Consider the following 17875-nt stretch of genomic DNA (forward strand, 5'->3'; position numbering starts at 1 on the left):
CGTCCTTCAAGTTGGAGCCATTCCAATCCGATTCCGTCGATAATTTCCAATCGTATTTACCCGCTTGCTCGATAGGTTTATCCGATCGCGATGTTCACGATCCGACAGTTTCGCTATTTCGAAGCCCTGGCCGAGACGCTGCATTTCGGGAAAGCGGCCAAGCGGCTGAACATATCCCAGCCCGCCCTGTCCGCGCAGATCGCCCAGATGGAGGTCGACTTCGGCACTGCGTTGTTCGAGCGCCGGCCGAGCGGGGTTTCGCTGACGCCCGAAGGCAACACGGTGGGACGCCGCGTCCGGCGCATCCTGGCGGAGATCCGCGACCTCGAAGCTCTGGCGAAGGCCAGCGACGAGCTTCTCGTCGGCCAGTTGCGGCTCGGGATCATCGCGTCCCTTGCGCCCTATCTCCTGCCGGGACTTCTGGCCGAACTGTCGCGCTCGTTTCCGCGCCTCGCCATCGGTGTGCGGGAAAACGTCACGGCCGAGCTCGCCGACGAACTGGCGCGCGGCGAGCTCGACTGCGTGGTGCAGGCGCTACCCGTCGAGCGCAAGGGTGTGGAGACGATCCCGCTCGGGGAGGATCCATTCCTGCTCGCCGTGCCGGAAGCGGCGGCCGCGCGCATTCGCGCGCCCGTTTCGCCGGATCGGCTGGAGGGCGAGCGGCTGATTCTCCTGGAGGAAGGGCACTGCCTGCGCGATCAGGCGCTCGACGTCTGCCGGATCGCCGAATCGCGCGACCTCGCCAGCCTCGGCGCGACCAGTCTCAACACGCTGATGCGGATGGTGGCGGGCGGCCTCGGCGTCACGCTGGTGCCGGCCTGCGCCGTGGCGGCGGAAGCACGCGCGGGCGGCATCGCCTTCCTGCCCTTCGAGGAGCCGGCGCCGTCGCGCGCCCTCGTTCTCGTGTTCCGCTCGTCGTCGGGCCGCCGCTCGGACTTCGAGCGGCTGGCCGAAATGATCCGCGCCTGCCTGAGCGAGGCTCAGGCGCCGAAGCCGGGATAGTTCGGGCTCTCGCGCGTGATGGTGACGTCGTGGGCGTGGCTTTCCCGAAGCCCGGCGTTGGAGATGCGCACGAAGGTCGCCTTCGCCCGGAACTCCGGCAGCGTCGCCGCGCCGGTATAGCCCATGGCGGCCCGTAGGCCGCCGGTCAGTTGGTGGAGCACGGCCGACACCGCGCCCTTGTAGGCCACCTGCCCCTCGATGCCCTCGGGCACGAGCTTCAGCGTGTCGCGCACCTCGGCCTGGAAGTAGCGGTCGGCCGAGCCGCGGGCCATCGCGCCGACCGACCCCATGCCGCGATAGGCTTTGAACGAACGGCCCTGATGGAGATAGACCTCGCCGGGGCTTTCCTCGGTGCCGGCCAGCAGCGAGCCGACCATGACGGCCGAAGCGCCCGCCGCCAGCGCCTTGGCGAGATCGCCGGAATACTTGATGCCGCCGTCGGCGATCACCGGCACATCGGCCTTGTCAGCCACGTTGACGGCGTCCATGACGGCCGACAGCTGCGGCACGCCGACGCCGGCCACGATGCGCGTGGTGCAGATCGAGCCCGGCCCGATGCCGACCTTGATGCCGTCGGCGCCTGCGTCGATCAGCGCCTGCGCACCGCTCGGCGTCGCCACGTTGCCGGCGATGACCTGCACCTCGTTCGACAGCTTCTTGACGCGCGTGACGGCGTCGAGGACGCGCTGCGAATGGCCGTGCGCGGTGTCCACCACGATGAGGTCGATGCCGGCATCGATCAGGCGCTCGGCCCGCTCGAAGCCGTCGTCGCCGACGCTGATGGCAGCCGCCGCCAGGAGACGTCCCTGCGCGTCCTTGGCGGCGTTGGGGTTGAGCTGCGACTTCTCGATGTCCTTGACGGTGATGAGGCCAATGCAATGACCCTCGCCGTCGACCACCAGAAGCTTCTCGATCCGGTGCTTGTGGAGGAGGCGCTTGGCCTCGCCCTGGTCGACATTGTCGCGCACGGTCACGAGACCCTCGCGGGTCATCAGCTCGAAGATCTTCTGGCGGTCGTCGGAGGCGAAACGGACGTCGCGGTTGGTGAGGATGCCGACGAGGCGGCCCTTGGTCTGGCCGCCGCGCCCGGCGTTCTCGACCACGGGAATCCCTGAAATGCGATGCGCCTGCATCAAGGCGCGCGCGTCGCCGAGCGTCGCGTCCGGTCCGATCGTGACGGGGTTCACCACCATGCCCGACTCGAACTTCTTGACCTGTCGCACCTCCTCGGCCTGCTCGGAAGGCGTGAAATTGCGATGGATCACGCCGATGCCGCCGGCCTGCGCCATGGCGATGGCAAGACGCGATTCGGTGACCGTGTCCATCGCCGCCGACAGGATGGGGATGTTGAGGTGGAGCGAGCGCGTGAGGCGCGTGCGGACGTCCACCTGTCCCGGCATGACTTCGGAGTGGCCGGGCTGCAGCAGGACGTCGTCGAAGGTCAGTGCCAGCGCGCCGGTCGCGGTCTCGATGATGCGTGCCATTGCCAGTCCCCGAAAATGAATGCAGGCGCCCCTTGGGGAGCGCCGGCGTTTGGTGGATTGGCACGGGCTCGTAGCATGAGCCCCCGCGAAAGAAAAGCTGAGCAGAGGCCGATCAGCCGTCCGCCAGCGTCTGGTAGGTTTCGGGGACGAAGCGGAACGCGTCGCCGTCTTTCTGGACATAGCCGAAGCCGGGGAACGGCAGATGGTAGCCGAGAAGCGGCACCTTCTCCTCCGCCAGCATGGCGGCGAACTGACGACGGACCTGCGCCGCCGCCGTCTTGTCCTGATCGAAGCGCACCTGCCAGTCCGGCCGCTGGAAGGAGACCACGAAGTGGCTGAACGTGTCGGCCATCAGGAACAGGCGCTCGCCGGCCGACGAGACCTCGAAGGCCAGCATGCCCGGCGTATGTCCGAAGGCGGCGCGTGCCGTCATGCCCGGCACGACCTGGTCGCCGTCGCCGAGGAAAGTTGTCTTGTCCTCGAGCGGCACGACGGTGGTCTCCACGGCCTTGGCGTTCTCGGCGCGCGGCCCGTTCTTGGCCTCGTCCGAGGTCCAGAAGTCCATCTCGGTGCGCCCCACGGCATACCGCGCGTTGGCGAAGACCGGCGCGCCGTTCTCCATCAGCCCGCCGATGTGATCGCCGTGCAGGTGCGTCAGCACCACAAGCGTCACGTCGCCCGGCTTGAAGCCGGCCTGCCCCATGCGCTGCGTCAGGAGGCCCATGCCGTTGGCACGCCCGCCCGCGCCCATGCCGGTGTCGACGAGCACGAGTTCGTCGCCGAGGCGCAGGAGAACGGGGTGGAAGAAGTTGGCGAAACGCGCGGGCGGCAGGAGGTTCGCCTCCATCAGCGCACCGACGGCCTCCTGGCTCTGGTCCTCGCCGAAGGTCGGAAACGGCCCCTCCCCCGGTCGGATCCCGTCGAGGATCACCGTCACCTCGGCATCGCCGACCTTGAAACGCCGCCAGCCGGGAGCGAGCGGATGGGTGTCGCTGGTGGTTTCCATGGTCGAGCCTTGCGCTGCGGCCGATCGGGGTGAGAGCGTTCCGGCGACACCGCCGGCCGCCAGGAGCATCGCGTTGCGGCGGTTGAGTTCAAAGGCGTCGGGCATCGTGGCGACCTCACGTTCGATCGTTGGGTGTCGGATCAACGTGAACATGGGCGGGAACGCCCTGTTCACAAGGCGACATCGCCTCACGGATCCTGGAGATAGCGGGCTCACCCCGGCTGGCGCGATCCCTAAGGGCGGCTTATATCCCGTCCGACATCCCACGTCCTGCCGCCGGTCCCGCCCCGTGAAGCGCATCGTTCCCCTCGTCCTCGCCGTCGCCCTGTTCATGGAGAACATCGACTCGACGGTGATCGCGACCTCGCTCGCCACGATCGCGCGCGACATCGGGACGAGCCCGATCGCGCTGAAACTGGCACTCACGAGCTACTACGTGGCGCTCGCCGTGTTCATCCCGATCTCGGGCCGGATGGCCGACCGGTTCGGCGCCAAGCCCGTGTTCCAGATGGCGATCGGCGTGTTCCTTGCGGGCTCCCTCGCCTGCGGCTTCGCCTCGTCGCTCGAAGGCTTCGTGGTCGCGCGCTTCGTGCAAGGCATGGGCGGGGCGATGATGACGCCGGTGGGGCGCCTGCTCCTGGTTCGCGCCGTGCCGCGGTCCGACCTCGTCAGCGCCATGGCCTGGTTCACCATGCCGGCCCTCGTCGGTCCGCTGATCGGACCGCCGCTCGGCGGTTTCATCTCGACCTATGCCGACTGGCGGTGGATCTTCTTCATCAACATCCCCGTCGGCATCGTCGGCCTGGGCCTCGCGCAGCGCTTCCTGCCTGAGGTCGAGCCGATGCGCGACGTCCATTTCGACTGGACGGGCTTTGCGCTGTCGGGCCTTGCCTGCGCCGGCGTCGTGTTCGGCCTGTCGGTCGTCTCTCTGCCCGCGCTGCCGCCGACGGTCGGCGTCGCCACGACGCTGGTCGGTGCCGTCTTCGCGTTTCTCTATGTCCGGCATTCGCGCCGCACCGAGCATCCCGTCGTGCGGCTCGATCTCCTTCGCATCGCCACCCTGCGCGCCTCCGTGATCGGCGGCTCGGTGTTTCGCATCGGCGCCGGCGCCACGCCCTTCCTGTTTCCGCTGATGCTGCAGCTCGGCTTCGGCTACTCCGCCTTCCAGTCGGGCCTCGTCAGCGCGGTCTCCATCGGCGGCGCGATGACGACGAAGGCGCTGATCAAGCCGATCCTCAAGCGCTTCGGCTTCCGTCCGACGCTGGTGCTCTCGGCGCTCGTCGGCGGCGCGCTGATCGGGGCCATCGCCTTCTATCGGCCCGCGGTGCCGATCGCGGTCCTGATCGTTCTCATGCTGATCGGCGGCTTCTTCCGCTCGATGTTCTTCACCGGCACCAACACGATCGCCTTCGCCGACGTGCCGCAGAACCGCTCGGGCGATGCGACGTCGATGCTCGCCGCCTTCCAGCAGATCGCGATCGCCGGCGGCGTGGCGACGGCCGGCGGCATTCTGGAGGCGGGCATCGTCCTCAACGGCACCGGCCAAGCCACGCTCGCCGACTTTTCGGTGGCGTTCCTCACGGTGGGCCTCGTCACCATGCTCGCCGCGATCCCCTTCATGCGCCTCACGCGCGAAGCAGGGGCCGAGCTTGCCGGACGGCGCGTGCCTGCCGAATAGCGTTCAGCCGAGCGGACCGGCGTCCCCTTCGGACTGCTCCCCCATCTCAGCTTCGCTCCAGCCCGGGCCGCGACCCTTGAAGTCCTTTGCGAGGAGATAGAGCTCCACGGACCCTTCGCGCGACGCCGGCGGCTTCACGTGGTGGACCGTGCGGAAGTTGCGCTTCAGCATGGAGAGAAGTTCGCCCTCGGTGCCGCCCTGGAAGGTCTTGGTCAGGAAATGACCGCCGGGCTTCAGCGTCCGGATGGCGAAATCGGCAGCAACCTCGCAGAGATGCATGGTGCGCAGATGGTCGGTGCGACGATGCCCGGTCGTGGGAGCGGCCATGTCGGACAGGACGATGTCGGGATCGCCGCCCAACGCCTCGAGCAGGCGGCTGGGCGCCGTCTCGTCCAGGAAGTCGAGCTCCAGGATGGTCGCGCCCGAGATCGGATCGACGGGCAGATAGTCGATACCCACGACGTGCGCCTCGTCGGGCGTATTGGCCGTTCGCTCCACCGCGATCTGGCACCAGCCGCCCGGCGCCGCGCCGAGATCGACGATGCGCATGCCCTTGCGCAGGAGCTTGTAGCGGTCATCGATCTCGCTCAGCTTGTAGGCCGCGCGCGACCGGTAGCCGTCGATCTTGGATCGGCGCACGTACGGGTCGTTCAACTGGCGCTGCAGCCATTCGCGCGAGGAGGCCTTCAGCCCACGCTTCTTCTTGACCCGGACCGCAAGGCCCCGGTCGTCGCCCCGTCCCGAACTTGCCATTACGCCGTCTGCCTTACCGTCACGGGCGCCGGGCGCCGCCAGACGCCGTCCGCCACCATCATCTCGGTGAGCAACCCCTCGCGCAGGCCGCGATCGGCGACGCGCAGGGTCTTGGCCGGCCAGACCCGGCGGATCGCCTCCAGGATCGCGCAACCGGCGAGCACCAGATCGGCGCGCTCGGAGCCGATACAGGGATTGGCCACCCGCTCCTCGAAGCTCCAGCCGGCGATCCTGCCGACGAGGCGGTCGATATCGGCTTCGGCGAGCCAGAGCCCGTCCACCTGCCGGCGGTCGTAGCGCTCCAGTTCGAGCTGGACGCCGGCCAGCGTCGTCACCGTTCCGGAGGTGCCGAGCAGGTGGAAACCGTCGCGGCCGACGAGATCGTCGAGCTTTCCCGCGCCGGGGAAGCCAGCGATCATCTCCTCGACCTCGCGGATCATCCGCTCAAAGACGTCCGGCGGCACGTCGCGCCCGCCATGCCGCTCGGCCAGCGTCACGACGCCGACGGGCAGCGAGGTCCAGGCGACGATGTGGTTCGACAGGCGCCGGCTCGCGCCGCGCCTGAGATCGAGCAGCGCGATCTCGGTGGAGCCGCCGCCGATGTCGAACAGCACGGCGCCCTTGGCGGAACGATCCACCAGCGAGCCGCAGCCGGACACGGCGAGCCGCGCCTCGGTCTCGCGCGTCACGATTTCCAGCGACAGACCGGTGTCGCGCTGCACGCGCTCGATGAACTCCGCGCCGTTGGCCGCCGCGCGGCAGGCTTCCGTCGCGATCAGGCGCGCGCCCGAGATCTCGCGTGCCTGTAGCTTCTGGCTGCAGATCTCCAGCGCGGCGACGGCTCGATCCATCGCCCCCGCGGCCAGGCTTCCGGTGCGCCCGAGCCCCTCGCCCAGCCGCACGATGCGCGAGAATGCGTCGATCACCCGGAACTGGCCGGGGCGCGTCGGCGTCGCGATCAGGAGGCGGCAATTGTTCGTGCCGAGATCGAGCGCCGCATATGTGGGCAGCCGCATGCCGTCGCCGTCCGGACGATCGGCGCGGCGAACGGGCGCCGCGCGCTGCGGCACGGCGACGGCCGACGGCACGTGCGTACAGGGCATGGCTGCGGGTGCCGAGCCCGAGCGGCCACGACCACGCCGCCGACGTCGGCTCTTGGCCGCGGGCTGTGCGCCGTCAGCGCCGGAACGAGCGCGCAGAGCGCGCTCGGCCTCCGTCAGTTTGGCACTGAGGTTGGGCGGCAGGTCGTGCAGCGCGCCGGCTCCTCCCGCGCGTGCCTCCGCCGGCACCGCCTTGCGCTTGCGCCGCCGCTGACGCTTCGACAGCTTGCGGCCTTCCTTGCCGTCCTCCCCGTTCGAGACCGTCGGTTCCGTTCGCTTGGAATGGGTCGATTCGCCGGAGCCTGACGTGGCGTCGCCAGAGGAGCGGACGAGCACGGCCGAGAGATCGCTGCCTAGATGCCTGACTGGTGTTCGGCCTTGATGCTGTTCATGGATCACATTTCTTCTCCGGAGCCGGCCGCAGGGGCGCTCCAAGACCCGTTGGGTCAATGACGTTGGCCGGAGTGTAGCCGACCGGCCACAATGCACAAGGCGCAACCCGGGTCATCCAACGAAAGCGGCGCCGGCGACATGGTTTCGCCTCAAACGCCTCGGCCGGCGCTCACCTCGCGCAAGCCTGTTGACGCCCGCTCCCAAATCCCTTATCTCGCCCCTCATGGAACGCGGTCGGCAAGATCACGATCCTTTCGCGAAAGCGAGGTTCCTGCTGGGGAATAGTTTAAGGGTAGAACAGCGGACTCTGACTCCGCTAGTCTTGGTTCGAATCCAGGTTCCCCAGCCAGCTTTCTTCATCCTGACATTGTTTTTTCGGCGGTCCGTGTGGTTGCGTTCTCGCGCTCCGCAATTTGCTCGCGGTTCGGATGCGTTCGCAGTTGCCGCCTGGGCGTGGTGAGTACCCTACCTTTATGGGATTCCTTCGAACCCATGCGAGCTTGCGCCCCGGGCCCGTGCCGCAGCCTCGTTCTGATACAGGCCCCGTTTCAGGCAGCCGACATCCATGGCCAGCGCGGCCCCCCAGTGCATATGGGGTTGCGACGGCAAGCAGCCGTTCTCTACCGGCAGTATCCGGCATACGCGTTGCGTATCGCCGTGGAGAACGACGGGAGTAGCCCTTGCGCGCTAGATGCGCAGGTCGGCGGCGCCGGTGTCGATGTGCGGGGCCCAGAAGGCGATCGATTCGGCGATCTGGGGGATCACCTGCCGGTCGTTCGGCTCGCGTTCCTTGAACGAAAGTTCGAGGCAGATCTCGTTGTCCACGGCCCCGCCCTCCGCCAACGCCGTCAGCAGCGGCTCGGGCTGGACGCGGCCCTTGGCGTTGAATTCGGCGGTGAAGGGGCGGTGGCCGCCCTTGTCCATTAGGCTCTGCTTGATGTGGATGATCGGCGAAACCTTCGGCACGGCGCGCGCCCAAGCGTAGGGATCGACGTCGTCGGGGTTGGGGCTCGTCACCTCGCCATGGTCGATGTCGGCCATCATCCACATCGGTACTGCCATGTTCGCGGCGGTGAGCCGATCCTGCAACGCCATGCACGCCGCGATCGTCTCGCCGAACTCGCGGCCGATGCTCATCGGCTCCCAGAACACATACGATAGACCGACCGCCCTGGCATGCTCGGCCACCTCGGCCCAGCAGTCGACGGCGATGCGGATCAGCTCCTCGCGCCGCGCCGGGTCGTCGTAATCCTGGTAGGTGAAGATCGCGAACTGCGTGCCGACCGACGTGCCCCCGAGGTCGCCCGTGATGTCGGCGAAGGTCTTGAACCAGTCGACGTAGTAGCGCCGCACGTCGCGGTCGGGATGGCCGAAATGGTTGAGCCGGCCGTAAGGCCCGGTCATGCCGCTCGTCACCCGCACCCCGGTACGGTGGAGCGCGGTGTCCATTTGCCGCGTCAGGCGGCGGATCACGGGCGCCGGCCACGAGGGATTGATGAATTCGTGGGTGAGCTGCAGATCGCGGATGCGCAGGTCGCGCGCTACCGTGTCGACGAGATCGTCCGGATCCGCGAAGCGGTTCACCAGCGGATTGGTGTTGAGCGAGAGCGTCAGGGGCATGGAGCGTTCCTTCAGGCGGCGCGGCGCAGCTCGGCGCTCTCGAACCATTCGGCGAACTCGGTGCGCTCGGCCGGCGTCATGTGCAGCCCCTCCTTCGTGCGGCGCCAAAGAATGTCCTGCGGCCGCTCCGCCCATTCATGGGCGACGAGATAGCGGACCTCGGCCTCGAACAGGCGGCGGCCGAAACGGCGGCCGAGACCTTCGATCGAGGTGGCGTCGCCGATGATCGTGCGCATGCGCGTGCCGTAGAGACGGCCGAAGCGGTGGATCATCTCCCGGCCCATCCAGGGATAGGCGGCGCGCATGTCCTGTGCGAACTGCACGAAGTCGGCGTCGGCGATGTCGCCGCCCGGCAGCGTCGCGTTGCCGGTCCAGGCCTTGCCCATCGAGGGGAAGAACTTGCCGATCCGCTCGATCGCGTGCTCGGCGAGTTCGCGGAAGGTGGTGATCTTGCCGCCGTAGATGCTGAGCATCGGCGCGCCGCCGTCCTCGTCGAGGTCGAACGAGTAGTCGCGCGTCACGGCCGAAGGGTTGCCCTTGCCGTCGTCGAAGAGCGGGCGCACGCCGGAGAAGGTCTCCAAGACGTCCTCGCGCCGCAGCTTCTCCTTGAAGTAGCGGTTCACGGCGGCCAGAAGATACGCGATCTCGCTCTCGTCGGCGGTCACCTCCTCGGCGCGGCCCTCGTAGGCGATGTCGGTGGTGCCGATCAGCGCCTTGTCGCCCTCGTAGGGGTTGATGAAGATGACGCGTTTGTCGGTGTTCTGGACGAGATAGGCGTGCTCGCCGCGCCAGAACTTCGGCACGATGATGTGGCTGCCCTTCACGAGGCGCACGTTGCGCCGCGAGTTGCGCCCGGCCACGCGCCCGACCATGTCGTTGACCCAGGGGCCCGCGGCGTTGACGATACAGCGGGCGTGGAGACGGCGCGTCTCGCCGGTCGTCTCGTCGCGCAGCTCGACGGCCCAGTGGTCGCCCTCGCGCCGGGCGCTGGCGCAGGCGGTGCGCGTCAGCACCTCGGCGCCGCGCTCGGCGGCATCCACGGCATTGAGCGTCACGAGGCGGGCGTCGTCCACCCAGCAGTCGGAATATTCGAAACCCTTGGGGTACTTGTCGAGGATCGGCGCGCCCTCCGGGTCGCGCAGCATGTCCAGCGTGCGCGTGCCCGGCAGCTTCTTGCGACCGCCGAGGTGGTCGTAGAGGAAGAGGCCGAGGCGCACGAGCCAGGCCGGACGATCCTCCGGCGAATGGGGCAGCACGAAGCGCATCGGCCAGATGATGTGGCTTGCCGAGCGCAGGAGCACCTCGCGCTCGATCAGCGCCTCGCGCACCAGGCGGAACTCGTAGTATTCGAGATAGCGCAGGCCGCCGTGCACCAGCTTGCCCGAGCGCGACGACGTTCCTTCGGCGAGGTCGTCCTTCTCGCACAGGACGACGGACAGCCCGCGCCCCGCCGCATCGCGCGCGATGCCGACGCCGTTGATGCCGCCGCCGACCACCAGCACGTCGATCGTCTTCGTCTCGCTCATCGGTTCAGCTCCTCGTATCGGTTTCGGCGGCGATCGCCAGCTCGGCAGGCTCCGGGCCCGCATCGAGGCGCAGGTCGCGCGAGCGCAGCGCCGCCATCTGGTTCCAGACCGGGCGAAGCCCCAGGCGCGCATTCCGGTAGCCCTCGAAGGTGCGGGCATAACGGGCGGCGAGCCTCTTATCGGGCGCTTCGGGGGCACCGAGCAGCGGCGTCACCCACGTCTCGATGCAGGCGTCCATCGTCGGATAGGCCCCGATCGCGACGGCCGCCATCATCGCCGCGCCCGCTGCCCCGGCTTCGTCGCGCGCCGAGGCGCGAACGCCGGCGCCCGTCGCGGCCGCCAGCACCGAGCGCAGCGCTCGCGAGCGGGCGGCGCCGCCGGTAAGACGCAGCTCGCGCGGCATCTCGCCCATCGCGGCGTAGCAGTCGCGTGCCGCCATCGCGATGCCCTCGACCACGGCCCGCACGAGGTCGGGATAGCGGTGCCCGCTCGACAGGCCGATGAAGCTGGCGCGCGCGTCCGGGTCGATGAAGGGGCCGCGCTCGCCGGCCGAGATATAGGGGTGGTAGAGAATGGCGCCGGGCTCGGAGCGCGCGAGCCAGCCCTCGATGCGCGCGACAAGGTCGGCCTTCGCCGGCCGTTCGCCGAACTCGGCGAGGAGATCGGCGCCGAGCCCCAGCACCCAGTCGATGTTCAGCGTCGCGGCCATGTTGGTCTGGACCTGCGTGACGATGCCGGGGATCGGCAGGGCGATGACGTAACCCGTGCCTTCCGCATTCAGCACCACGTCCTGCGACCGCACCGCGCGCATGTGGACGCCGGTCGAGCCGACCGTGGAGCAGGCGACGCCGGGCTCGCGAGCATGGACCCCGGCACCGAGCGCCGTCATCACCATGTCGACATAGCCGAGCGAGACCGGCGTGCCTTCGCGGAGCCCCGTCGCCTGCGCCGCCTCTCGGGTCAGCGGGTGCGTGATCGTCGTTCCGTCGATGATGGGCGGCAGGAGATGGCGGCGCCCGGACAGGCCCAGCGCCTCGATCACGGTATCGTCGTAGGCGCGGTCGCGGAAGTTGCCGAAGGTGAAGCTCGCCTCGGACGGGTCGGTCGCGCGAACGCCGGTGAGGCAGAGATGCAGCCAGTCCTTGCAGTGAAGCGCGACCTCCGCTCTGTCGATGAGCTCAGGGTGCTCAGCCGCCATATGGGCAAGCTGGGCCCCTTGCTGGCAGGTGTTGAGCCCCGTGCCGGTGCGCTCGAAGCGCGTCCGCTCCAGCGGGCTGTCCCACAGTCGCCGCACCGCCGGTGCGGAGCGGGCGTCGAGCCAGAGCCAGGCGTCGCCGACCGGCCGGTTGCCCGCGCCGACCAGCCAGGTTCCATCGCCCTGCCCTGTCACCGAGACCGCCGCGGCTCGCCGGGACAGTCCCTCCACCATCTGTCCCAGCTCGCGCAGCGCCTTGGCGCAGTCGGCCCAGGTCCGCTCCATCGACTGCACGGCCGAGCCGTCCGGCTCCTCGCGATAGGTGTTGACCACCGCCGCCGTGCCGAGCTGGTTGCCGGCGAGATCGAAGGCCACCGCCTTGATCACCGACGTGCCGGCGTCGATGCCGATCAGGATGTCCGCGCCCTCAGCCATGAACGCCTCCGCCGATCCGGCCTGCCGATCGCTGTCCCCCCATCGCGTCCTCCCTCAACCCACATCCCGCATCAGCTCGCGCGCGGTGCGCTCGTCGGTGATCAGCCCGGTGAGGACGCCGCTGCGCAGTACGGCGCGGATCGCGGCGACCTTGCCGGGCCCGCCGGCGATGGCGATCGCGCGCCGACCGCGGATGTCGTCCAGCGCCGGCGACACCGTGCGCCCCGACAGCGGCGTCTCGACCGGCGCGCCGCCCTCGTCCAGGAAGTGGCCGAGCATCTCGCCGACGCCGCCGCTGCGGCGCACGTCTTCGATCTCGTCGGCCAGGATCATGCCGGAGCCGACGAGCTGGGCGTCCAATTCGGCCGTGCCGATGCCCATGAGCATGAGGTCGGCGCGGCAGGCGAGGCCGAAGATCTCGTCGACGCCCCGTTGCGACAGGAGAACGTCGCGATCGGCCGGCGAATTGGCGACGAAGGGGATCGGCATGACATAGGCGAGAGCCCCGGTGCGCTCGGCCAGCCGGTGGATCACGTCGTGCGGATTGGCGGCGAAGTTGCGTGTCAGGCCGCCCATCAGCGAGACGAAGCGCATCGCGCCCGATCCGGTCGGCGCCATGGCGGTGACGGCGGCGGCGAGCGTGCGCCCGAAGCCGATGCCGAGCACGCCACCGGCTCCCGCCTCGATCTCTCGCTCGAGAAAGGCCGCCCCGGCGCCACCGAGCGCCCGCAGCGGCATTCCCTCCTCCTCGTGCAGATCGGGCACCACCTCGCAGACCGCGAGCCCGAAGGCACCGCGGATCGCATCCTCCAACGCCACGCACTCGGCGACGCTGCCCACGACGGACACCTTCACCGCGCCGTTCTGGTAGGCCCAGGCGATCAGGCGATGCGCCTTCGTGGACGAGACGCCGAGCTTCAGCGCCACTTCCCCTTGCGTCATTCCGGCTGCGTAATGAAGCCAGGCCGCGCGAATGGCGAGGCTCTCGTCGGAGTCGCGTTTGATCGACGTGCGCACCGGCCCTCCCAGGCTTGCCCTTCGCAGTGCAAAATTTTTCACTGAAAGAAAACTATTGCATTCAACAGGCGAGTGTCAATAATTTCCCCCATGGCCGATGGGGCGCGCAGCAGCCCCCAAGCCCCGGAGGTGGAGTGCCGGGGCCATGGCGACGTGGGAGGACACGGGATGCGACAGGGTGAGACAGGCCCTCTCCGGACGTCGGCTTCGAGCCGGCGCGTCCTGGCGCGCGCCGCCGTCCCGCACACCGTCGACCCGGTTCGGCCGAATGGCACGAGGATGATACGATGACCTTGCAAGGTGAACGGGCTCCGCGCGGCAGAAGCCCATCGCGCGCTCCCCTGATCGTCACGGCTCTTGGCGTCGCGCTCGTAGCGGCCATGGCCTACGACACGCGGATCGTCACCATCGGCGGAGAGCACGACGTCCAGGCCGAGGTGTTCTCGCCCGCGACCTTCGGCGCCTCGGCCTTTCCCGAGATACGCACCAGCGTCGAGACGCGGGCGCAGGATGCCGCGCAACTCTCTTCGGAACTCGCGGCCGACAAGGCGGCGGCGACGGAGAAGTACGGCATTTCCGGCGGCACGGGCCCCGTGTTCCCGGTGAAGTTCACCGGCACGGTCGGCGAGGGCAAGTCGGGTCTCTTCAAGGTCGCCGTGCCCGGCATGCCGCCCGAGACCACGGTGCGCGTCCAGACCGGCCCGGCCATCAACGGCACGGATCTACGCGACGCCACGGGTACGATCGCCTTCGGGCAGTTCAAGAACCAGATCGAGTACCAGAACGCCGGCGCGGCCATCAACGACCAGATGAAGAAGGACGTGCTGGCCGGCATCGACAATTCGGCCCTCACCGGCAAGACAGTGACCGTCACCGGCGTCTTCCGCCTCGTCAACCCGAAGAGCTGGCTGGTGACGCCGGTCGCCATGAGCGTACAATGAGCCTAGCCTCGCCTCACGACGAGGTCGTCCTGTCGGCGCGCAACGTCGCCAAGTCCTACGGCAGCGTCCACGCGCTGAAGGGCGTCAACTTCGACGTCCACAAGGGCCAGGTCACGACGCTGTTCGGCGAGAACGGGGCCGGCAAGTCGACTTTGATGAAGATCCTGTCGGGCGTTGTGCGGCCGACCTCCGGCGAGATCGTGCTGGACGGCGGGGCCGTCACCTTCGCCTCCTCCACCGACGCGCGCGACCGCGGCGGCATCTCGATCATCCACCAGGAGCTCTCGCTCGCGCCCAACCTTTCGGTGCGCGACAACATCTTCATGGGCCGCGAGCTCGTGGGGCCCGCCGGCGGCGTGGATTTCGCCGAGGAGGAGCGCATCACGCGCCTCCTGATGGAGGAGCTCGAGGAGGACATCGATCCCCTCACCCCGGTCGAGGACCTGCGCCTCGGCCAGCAGCAGATCGTCGAGATCGCGCGCGCCCTGTCAGTCAAGTCGCGAATCCTGATCATGGACGAGCCGACCTCGGCGCTCAGCGCCACGGAAGTCGAGGTCCTGTTCAAGGTGATCCGCGACCTCAAGAGCCGCGGCGTCTCGATCGTCTACATCTCCCACCATCTCGAAGAGGCGCTGCAGATCACCGACCACGCCGTGGTTCTGCGCGACGGCACGATGACCGCCTATGCGCCGCGCCGCGAGATCGACCTCGAATGGATCGTCCGCAACATGGTGGGCGACAACTACGACCTCGGCTCGCCGCCCGCCGGCTACGACTTCGGCGAGGTGGCCCTGCGCATCGAGAACCTGAGCGTGCCGGACGCCGCAAGGCCCGACCGCTCGGTGGTGGACGGCTTCTCGCTCGACGTGCGCGCGGGCGAGATCGTCTGCATCTACGGGTTGATGGGCGCCGGGCGCACCGAGATGATGGAGACCGTCGCGGGACGCCTGCGCCCGAGCGGCGGCCGGGTTCTCCTCGAAGGCGAGGACCTGTCCGGGCTCTCGATCGCCCAGCGCATCGGGCGCGGCCTCGTGCTCGTGCCCGAGGACCGCCAGCGCGACGGCCTCGTGCAGACCATGAGCGTCGGCGAGAACTTGTCCCTCGCCTCGATCGGCTCGTTCACGCGCGGGCTCTTCACGTCGAAGCGCCGCGAGCGCGACATCGTCGCCCATGCGATCCGAGGCGTGCACATCAAGACCGACGGTGGCGGAGCGCCGATCGGCTCGCTGTCGGGCGGCAACCAGCAGAAGGTCGTGATCGGCAAGATGCTGGCGACCGATCCGGTGGTGGTCCTTCTCGACGAGCCGAGCCGGGGCATCGACATCGGCGCCAAGTCCGAGGTCTTCAAGCTTCTCGCCGAGGGCGCCCGCAAGGGTCTCGCCGTCGTCTACTCGACCTCCGAGGTCGGGGAATGCCTCGCCGTCGCCCACCGCATCGTCGTCATGCATCGCGGCCGGATCTCGGCGGAGTTCGATGCGAGCGTGACCAAGGAAGAGATCATGGCCGCCTCCGGCGAAGCCGTGACCCACTGAACCGGAGTTCCGTCATGAGCACCACCAGCACTCTGAAGGCGTCCGGCGGCGGGTTCGATCTCGGCCGCGTGCTTCTGGAAGGTCGCGCCTTCTTCGCGCTGATCGCAATCGTCGCGATCTTCTCGTCGCTCTCGCCCTACTACTTCTCCACCGGCAACTTCCTGACCATGGCCTCGCACGTGGCTATCTTCGGGCTTTTGGCCATCGGCATGCTGCTCGTGATCCTCACCGGCGGCATCGACCTGTCGGTCGGCTCGACGCTCGGGCTTGCCGGCGTCATCGCAGGCGCGCTGATGCAGGGCGTGACGCTCGAGCCGCTCGGCGTCATCCTGTACCCGCCGGTCTGGGTGGTTGTGATCCTGACGGCCTGCGTCGGGGCGCTCGTCGGCCTGACTAACGGCGTCCTCATCGCCTACTTCAAGGTGCCGGCCTTCGTCGCGACCCTCGGCCTTCTCTATGTGGCGCGCGGCATCGCGCTGCTGATGACCAACGGCCTGACCTACAACAATCTCGGCGGGCGTCCCGAGCTCGGCAACACCGGGTTCGACTGGCTCGGCTTCAACCGCGTCCTGAACGTGCCGATCGGCGTCCTGATCCTCGCCATCGTCGCGATCCTCGCCAGCGTCCTCCTCAACCGCACCGCCTTCGGACGTTGGGTCTATTCCACGGGCGGCAACGGTCGTGCGGCCGAGCTTTCGGGCGTGCCGGTCAAGCGCGTCACCATCACGGTCTACGTGCTATCCGGCATCTGCGCGGCCATCGCCGGCCTCGTCCTGTCCTCGCAGCTGACCTCGGCAGGCCCGACGGCCGGCACGACCTACGAGCTGACCGCGATCGCGGCGGTCGTGATCGGCGGCGCGGCGCTGACCGGCGGGCGCGGCAACATCCGCGGCACCATGCTCGGCGCCTTCGTGATCGGCTTCCTCGCCGACGGGCTCGTGATCATCGGCGTGTCGGCCTACTGGCAGACCGTCTTCACCGGGGCGGTCATCGTGCTCGCCGTGCTCCTCAATTCCATCCAGTACGGCCGGCGCGCCCCCAAGCCCGCCAAGGCCGCCGCCACCTCTTCGCCATCGAAGGCATGACGCCTCAACGACGGCAAGCCTCGCCGGGAACCGGCATTCATAGGGAGTGAGACAACCATGCGCATGACCCGGACGCTTCTGGCGGCGACTGCCGCAGCAGTGATGACCATCTTCTCCGCGCCCGCCTTCGCCGACGGCGCGATCTCGATCATCGTCAACGACCCGTCGAACCCCTACTGGTTCACCGAGGGCGAGGTCGCAAAGGCGGAAGCCGAGAAGCTCGGCTACACCGCCACCGTCGCCGCCCACAAGGGCGACACCAACGCCGAGTCGCGCCTGATCGACACGGCCATCACCAGCCAGGTGAAGGCGATCATCCTCGATCCCGCCAACGCCGACGGCTCGGTCGGCGCGGTGAAGAAGGCGGTCGATGCCGGCATCCCGGTGATCCTCGTCAACGCCGAGATCAACCAGGAGGGCCTCGCGAAGGCGCAGCTCGTCTCCAACAACGCGCAAGGCGCGGCGATCGGCGCTCAGGCCTGGGTCGAGGCGGTCGGCGACACCGGCAAGTATGTCGAACTCTTCGGCGCGCCCTCCGACAACAACGCGCAGACCCGCTCCAACGGCTTCGAGACCGTGCTGACTCAGTATCCGGACCTCGAGAAGGTCGGCCAGGAAGTCGCCAACTGGGACCGCACGCAGGGCTACAACAAGATGCAGTCCCTGCTGCAGGCGAACCCGGACATCATCGGCGTTATTTCCGGCAACGACGAGATGGCGCTCGGCGCCGTCGCCGCGCTGAAGGAAGCCGGCAAGCTTTCGGGCATCAAGGTCGGCGGCTTCGACGGCTCGCCGGATGCGGTGGCCGCGGTGAAGGCGGGCGAACTCCAGTACACCGTGCTTCAGCCGGTCGCCGTGTTCTCGGCCGAAGCCGTCCGCCAGGCCGACGCCTTCATCAAGAACGGCGCGACGGGCGTGGCCGACGAGAAGCAGCTCTTCGACTGCATCCTGATCACGAAGGACAACGCCGACAAGATGACGGCACCCTTCACGATGACCCCGTAAGGGCGCAACGGGCCGGAGCGCCACCCGGCGTTCCGGCCATCCTTGCCCGCCCGCAGCCTTCATTCGGCGAGGTCGACCCCGTTCGATCCTCGCCGAATTTTTA

14 protein-coding genes and 1 tRNA gene are annotated in these 17875 nt (G+C 68.5%); 7 read left to right on the forward strand and 8 right to left on the reverse strand.

The window, feature by feature from the left end; all coding sequences use genetic code 11:
• The first annotated feature begins 90 nt into the window (after nucleotides 1-90).
• Nucleotides 91-1002: a LysR substrate-binding domain-containing protein gene (locus AUL34_RS00860; protein WP_061929767.1), complete on the forward strand. Its 912-nt coding sequence runs from the start codon at nucleotides 91-93 to the stop codon at nucleotides 1000-1002.
• Here AUL34_RS00860 and guaB read toward each other — a convergent pair.
• Nucleotides 981-2486: an IMP dehydrogenase gene (gene guaB, locus AUL34_RS00865; RefSeq protein WP_061929770.1), complete on the reverse strand. Its 1506-nt coding sequence runs from the start codon at nucleotides 2484-2486 to the stop codon at nucleotides 981-983. The two genes, AUL34_RS00860 and guaB, sit on opposite strands and share 22 nt — an antisense overlap.
• Nucleotides 2487-2598: 112 nt before the next feature.
• Entirely contained in the window at nucleotides 2599-3597 is a 999-nt protein-coding gene (locus AUL34_RS00870; protein WP_061930541.1) for an MBL fold metallo-hydrolase, read from the reverse strand.
• Nucleotides 3598-3781: 184 nt separating this feature from the next.
• Here AUL34_RS00870 and AUL34_RS00875 point away from each other — a divergent pair, with 184 nt between their 5' ends.
• A complete protein-coding gene (locus AUL34_RS00875) occupies nucleotides 3782-5170 on the forward strand; it encodes an MFS transporter (protein ID WP_061929773.1) in 1389 nt (462 codons plus the stop codon).
• Between the two features lie 3 nt (nucleotides 5171-5173).
• Here AUL34_RS00875 and AUL34_RS00880 read toward each other — a convergent pair whose 3' ends face one another.
• Nucleotides 5174-5923 carry an RlmE family RNA methyltransferase gene (locus tag AUL34_RS00880; protein ID WP_061929776.1) on the reverse strand — a complete coding sequence of 250 codons (750 nt, stop codon included), beginning with the start codon at nucleotides 5921-5923 and terminating at the stop codon, nucleotides 5174-5176.
• Nucleotides 5923-7359: a Ppx/GppA phosphatase family protein gene (locus AUL34_RS00885; protein ID WP_244492401.1), complete on the reverse strand. Its 1437-nt coding sequence runs from the start codon at nucleotides 7357-7359 to the stop codon at nucleotides 5923-5925. The genes AUL34_RS00880 and AUL34_RS00885 overlap by 1 nt, the downstream gene beginning before the upstream one ends.
• A 332-nt stretch (nucleotides 7360-7691) precedes the next feature.
• Here AUL34_RS00885 and AUL34_RS00890 point away from each other — a divergent pair.
• Nucleotides 7692-7765: transfer RNA gene (locus AUL34_RS00890), tRNA-Gln, on the forward strand.
• 338 nt (nucleotides 7766-8103) lie between these two features.
• Here AUL34_RS00890 and AUL34_RS00895 read toward each other — a convergent pair.
• Genes AUL34_RS00895 through AUL34_RS00910 form a run of 4 tightly spaced genes read right to left on the reverse strand, consistent with a single transcriptional unit; the run spans nucleotide 8104 to nucleotide 13134 of the window.
• Nucleotides 8104-9036: a sugar phosphate isomerase/epimerase gene (locus AUL34_RS00895; protein ID WP_061930555.1), complete on the reverse strand. Its 933-nt coding sequence runs from the start codon at nucleotides 9034-9036 to the stop codon at nucleotides 8104-8106.
• Between the two features lie 11 nt (nucleotides 9037-9047).
• Entirely contained in the window at nucleotides 9048-10562 is a 1515-nt protein-coding gene (locus AUL34_RS00900; RefSeq protein ID WP_061929779.1) for a glycerol-3-phosphate dehydrogenase, read from the reverse strand.
• Between the two features lie 4 nt (nucleotides 10563-10566).
• Nucleotides 10567-12192, reverse strand: a complete 1626-nt coding sequence (locus AUL34_RS00905; protein WP_061929782.1) for an FGGY-family carbohydrate kinase — start codon at nucleotides 12190-12192, stop codon at nucleotides 10567-10569.
• Nucleotides 12193-12246: 54 nt separating this feature from the next.
• Nucleotides 12247-13134, reverse strand: a complete 888-nt coding sequence (locus AUL34_RS00910) for a sugar-binding transcriptional regulator (RefSeq protein ID WP_082653096.1) — start codon at nucleotides 13132-13134, stop codon at nucleotides 12247-12249.
• A gap of 362 nt (nucleotides 13135-13496) precedes the next feature.
• On the opposite strand from AUL34_RS00910, the gene AUL34_RS00915 reads away from it, so the two are divergent.
• From AUL34_RS00915 to AUL34_RS00930, 4 genes are all read left to right on the forward strand, one after another.
• Entirely contained in the window at nucleotides 13497-14150 is a 654-nt protein-coding gene (locus tag AUL34_RS00915; protein WP_061929788.1) for a DUF2291 family protein, read from the forward strand.
• Nucleotides 14147-15682, forward strand: coding sequence for a sugar ABC transporter ATP-binding protein (locus AUL34_RS00920; RefSeq protein ID WP_061929792.1), 1536 nt, complete (start codon nucleotides 14147-14149; stop codon nucleotides 15680-15682). The genes AUL34_RS00915 and AUL34_RS00920 overlap by 4 nt, the downstream gene beginning before the upstream one ends.
• A 14-nt stretch (nucleotides 15683-15696) precedes the next feature.
• Complete coding sequence (locus AUL34_RS00925) at nucleotides 15697-16767, forward strand: ABC transporter permease (protein ID WP_061929794.1); 1071 nt, start codon at nucleotides 15697-15699, stop codon at nucleotides 16765-16767.
• Between the two features lie 102 nt (nucleotides 16768-16869).
• Nucleotides 16870-17772 carry a D-ribose ABC transporter substrate-binding protein gene (locus tag AUL34_RS00930; RefSeq protein WP_370539016.1) on the forward strand — a complete coding sequence of 301 codons (903 nt, stop codon included), beginning with the start codon at nucleotides 16870-16872 and terminating at the stop codon, nucleotides 17770-17772.
• The last annotated feature ends 103 nt before the right edge of the window (nucleotides 17773-17875 follow it).

The sequence above is a fragment of the Aureimonas sp. AU22 genome (assembly GCF_001463745.1).
Taxonomy (GTDB): domain Bacteria; phylum Pseudomonadota; class Alphaproteobacteria; order Rhizobiales; family Rhizobiaceae; genus Aureimonas.

Excerpts from the sequence above, each read along its gene's own strand:
- AUL34_RS00915 (WP_061929788.1), top strand. The coding sequence starts at position 13,497 with ATGACCTTGCAAGGTGAACGGGCTCCGCGCGGCAGAAGCCCATCGCGC.
- AUL34_RS00925 (WP_061929794.1), top strand. The coding sequence starts at position 15,697 with ATGAGCACCACCAGCACTCTGAAGGCGTCCGGCGGCGGGTTCGATCTC.
- guaB (WP_061929770.1), bottom strand. The coding sequence starts at position 2,486 with ATGGCACGCATCATCGAGACCGCGACCGGCGCGCTGGCACTGACCTTC.
- AUL34_RS00860 (WP_061929767.1), top strand. The coding sequence starts at position 91 with ATGTTCACGATCCGACAGTTTCGCTATTTCGAAGCCCTGGCCGAGACG.
- AUL34_RS00870 (WP_061930541.1), bottom strand. The coding sequence starts at position 3,597 with ATGCCCGACGCCTTTGAACTCAACCGCCGCAACGCGATGCTCCTGGCG.
- AUL34_RS00895 (WP_061930555.1), bottom strand. The coding sequence starts at position 9,036 with ATGCCCCTGACGCTCTCGCTCAACACCAATCCGCTGGTGAACCGCTTC.
- AUL34_RS00930 (WP_370539016.1), top strand. The coding sequence starts at position 16,870 with ATGACCATCTTCTCCGCGCCCGCCTTCGCCGACGGCGCGATCTCGATC.
- AUL34_RS00880 (WP_061929776.1), bottom strand. The coding sequence starts at position 5,923 with ATGGCAAGTTCGGGACGGGGCGACGACCGGGGCCTTGCGGTCCGGGTC.
- AUL34_RS00910 (WP_082653096.1), bottom strand. The coding sequence starts at position 13,134 with ATGACGCAAGGGGAAGTGGCGCTGAAGCTCGGCGTCTCGTCCACGAAG.
- AUL34_RS00920 (WP_061929792.1), top strand. The coding sequence starts at position 14,147 with ATGAGCCTAGCCTCGCCTCACGACGAGGTCGTCCTGTCGGCGCGCAAC.
- AUL34_RS00905 (WP_061929782.1), bottom strand. The coding sequence starts at position 12,192 with ATGGCTGAGGGCGCGGACATCCTGATCGGCATCGACGCCGGCACGTCG.
- AUL34_RS00900 (WP_061929779.1), bottom strand. The coding sequence starts at position 10,562 with ATGAGCGAGACGAAGACGATCGACGTGCTGGTGGTCGGCGGCGGCATC.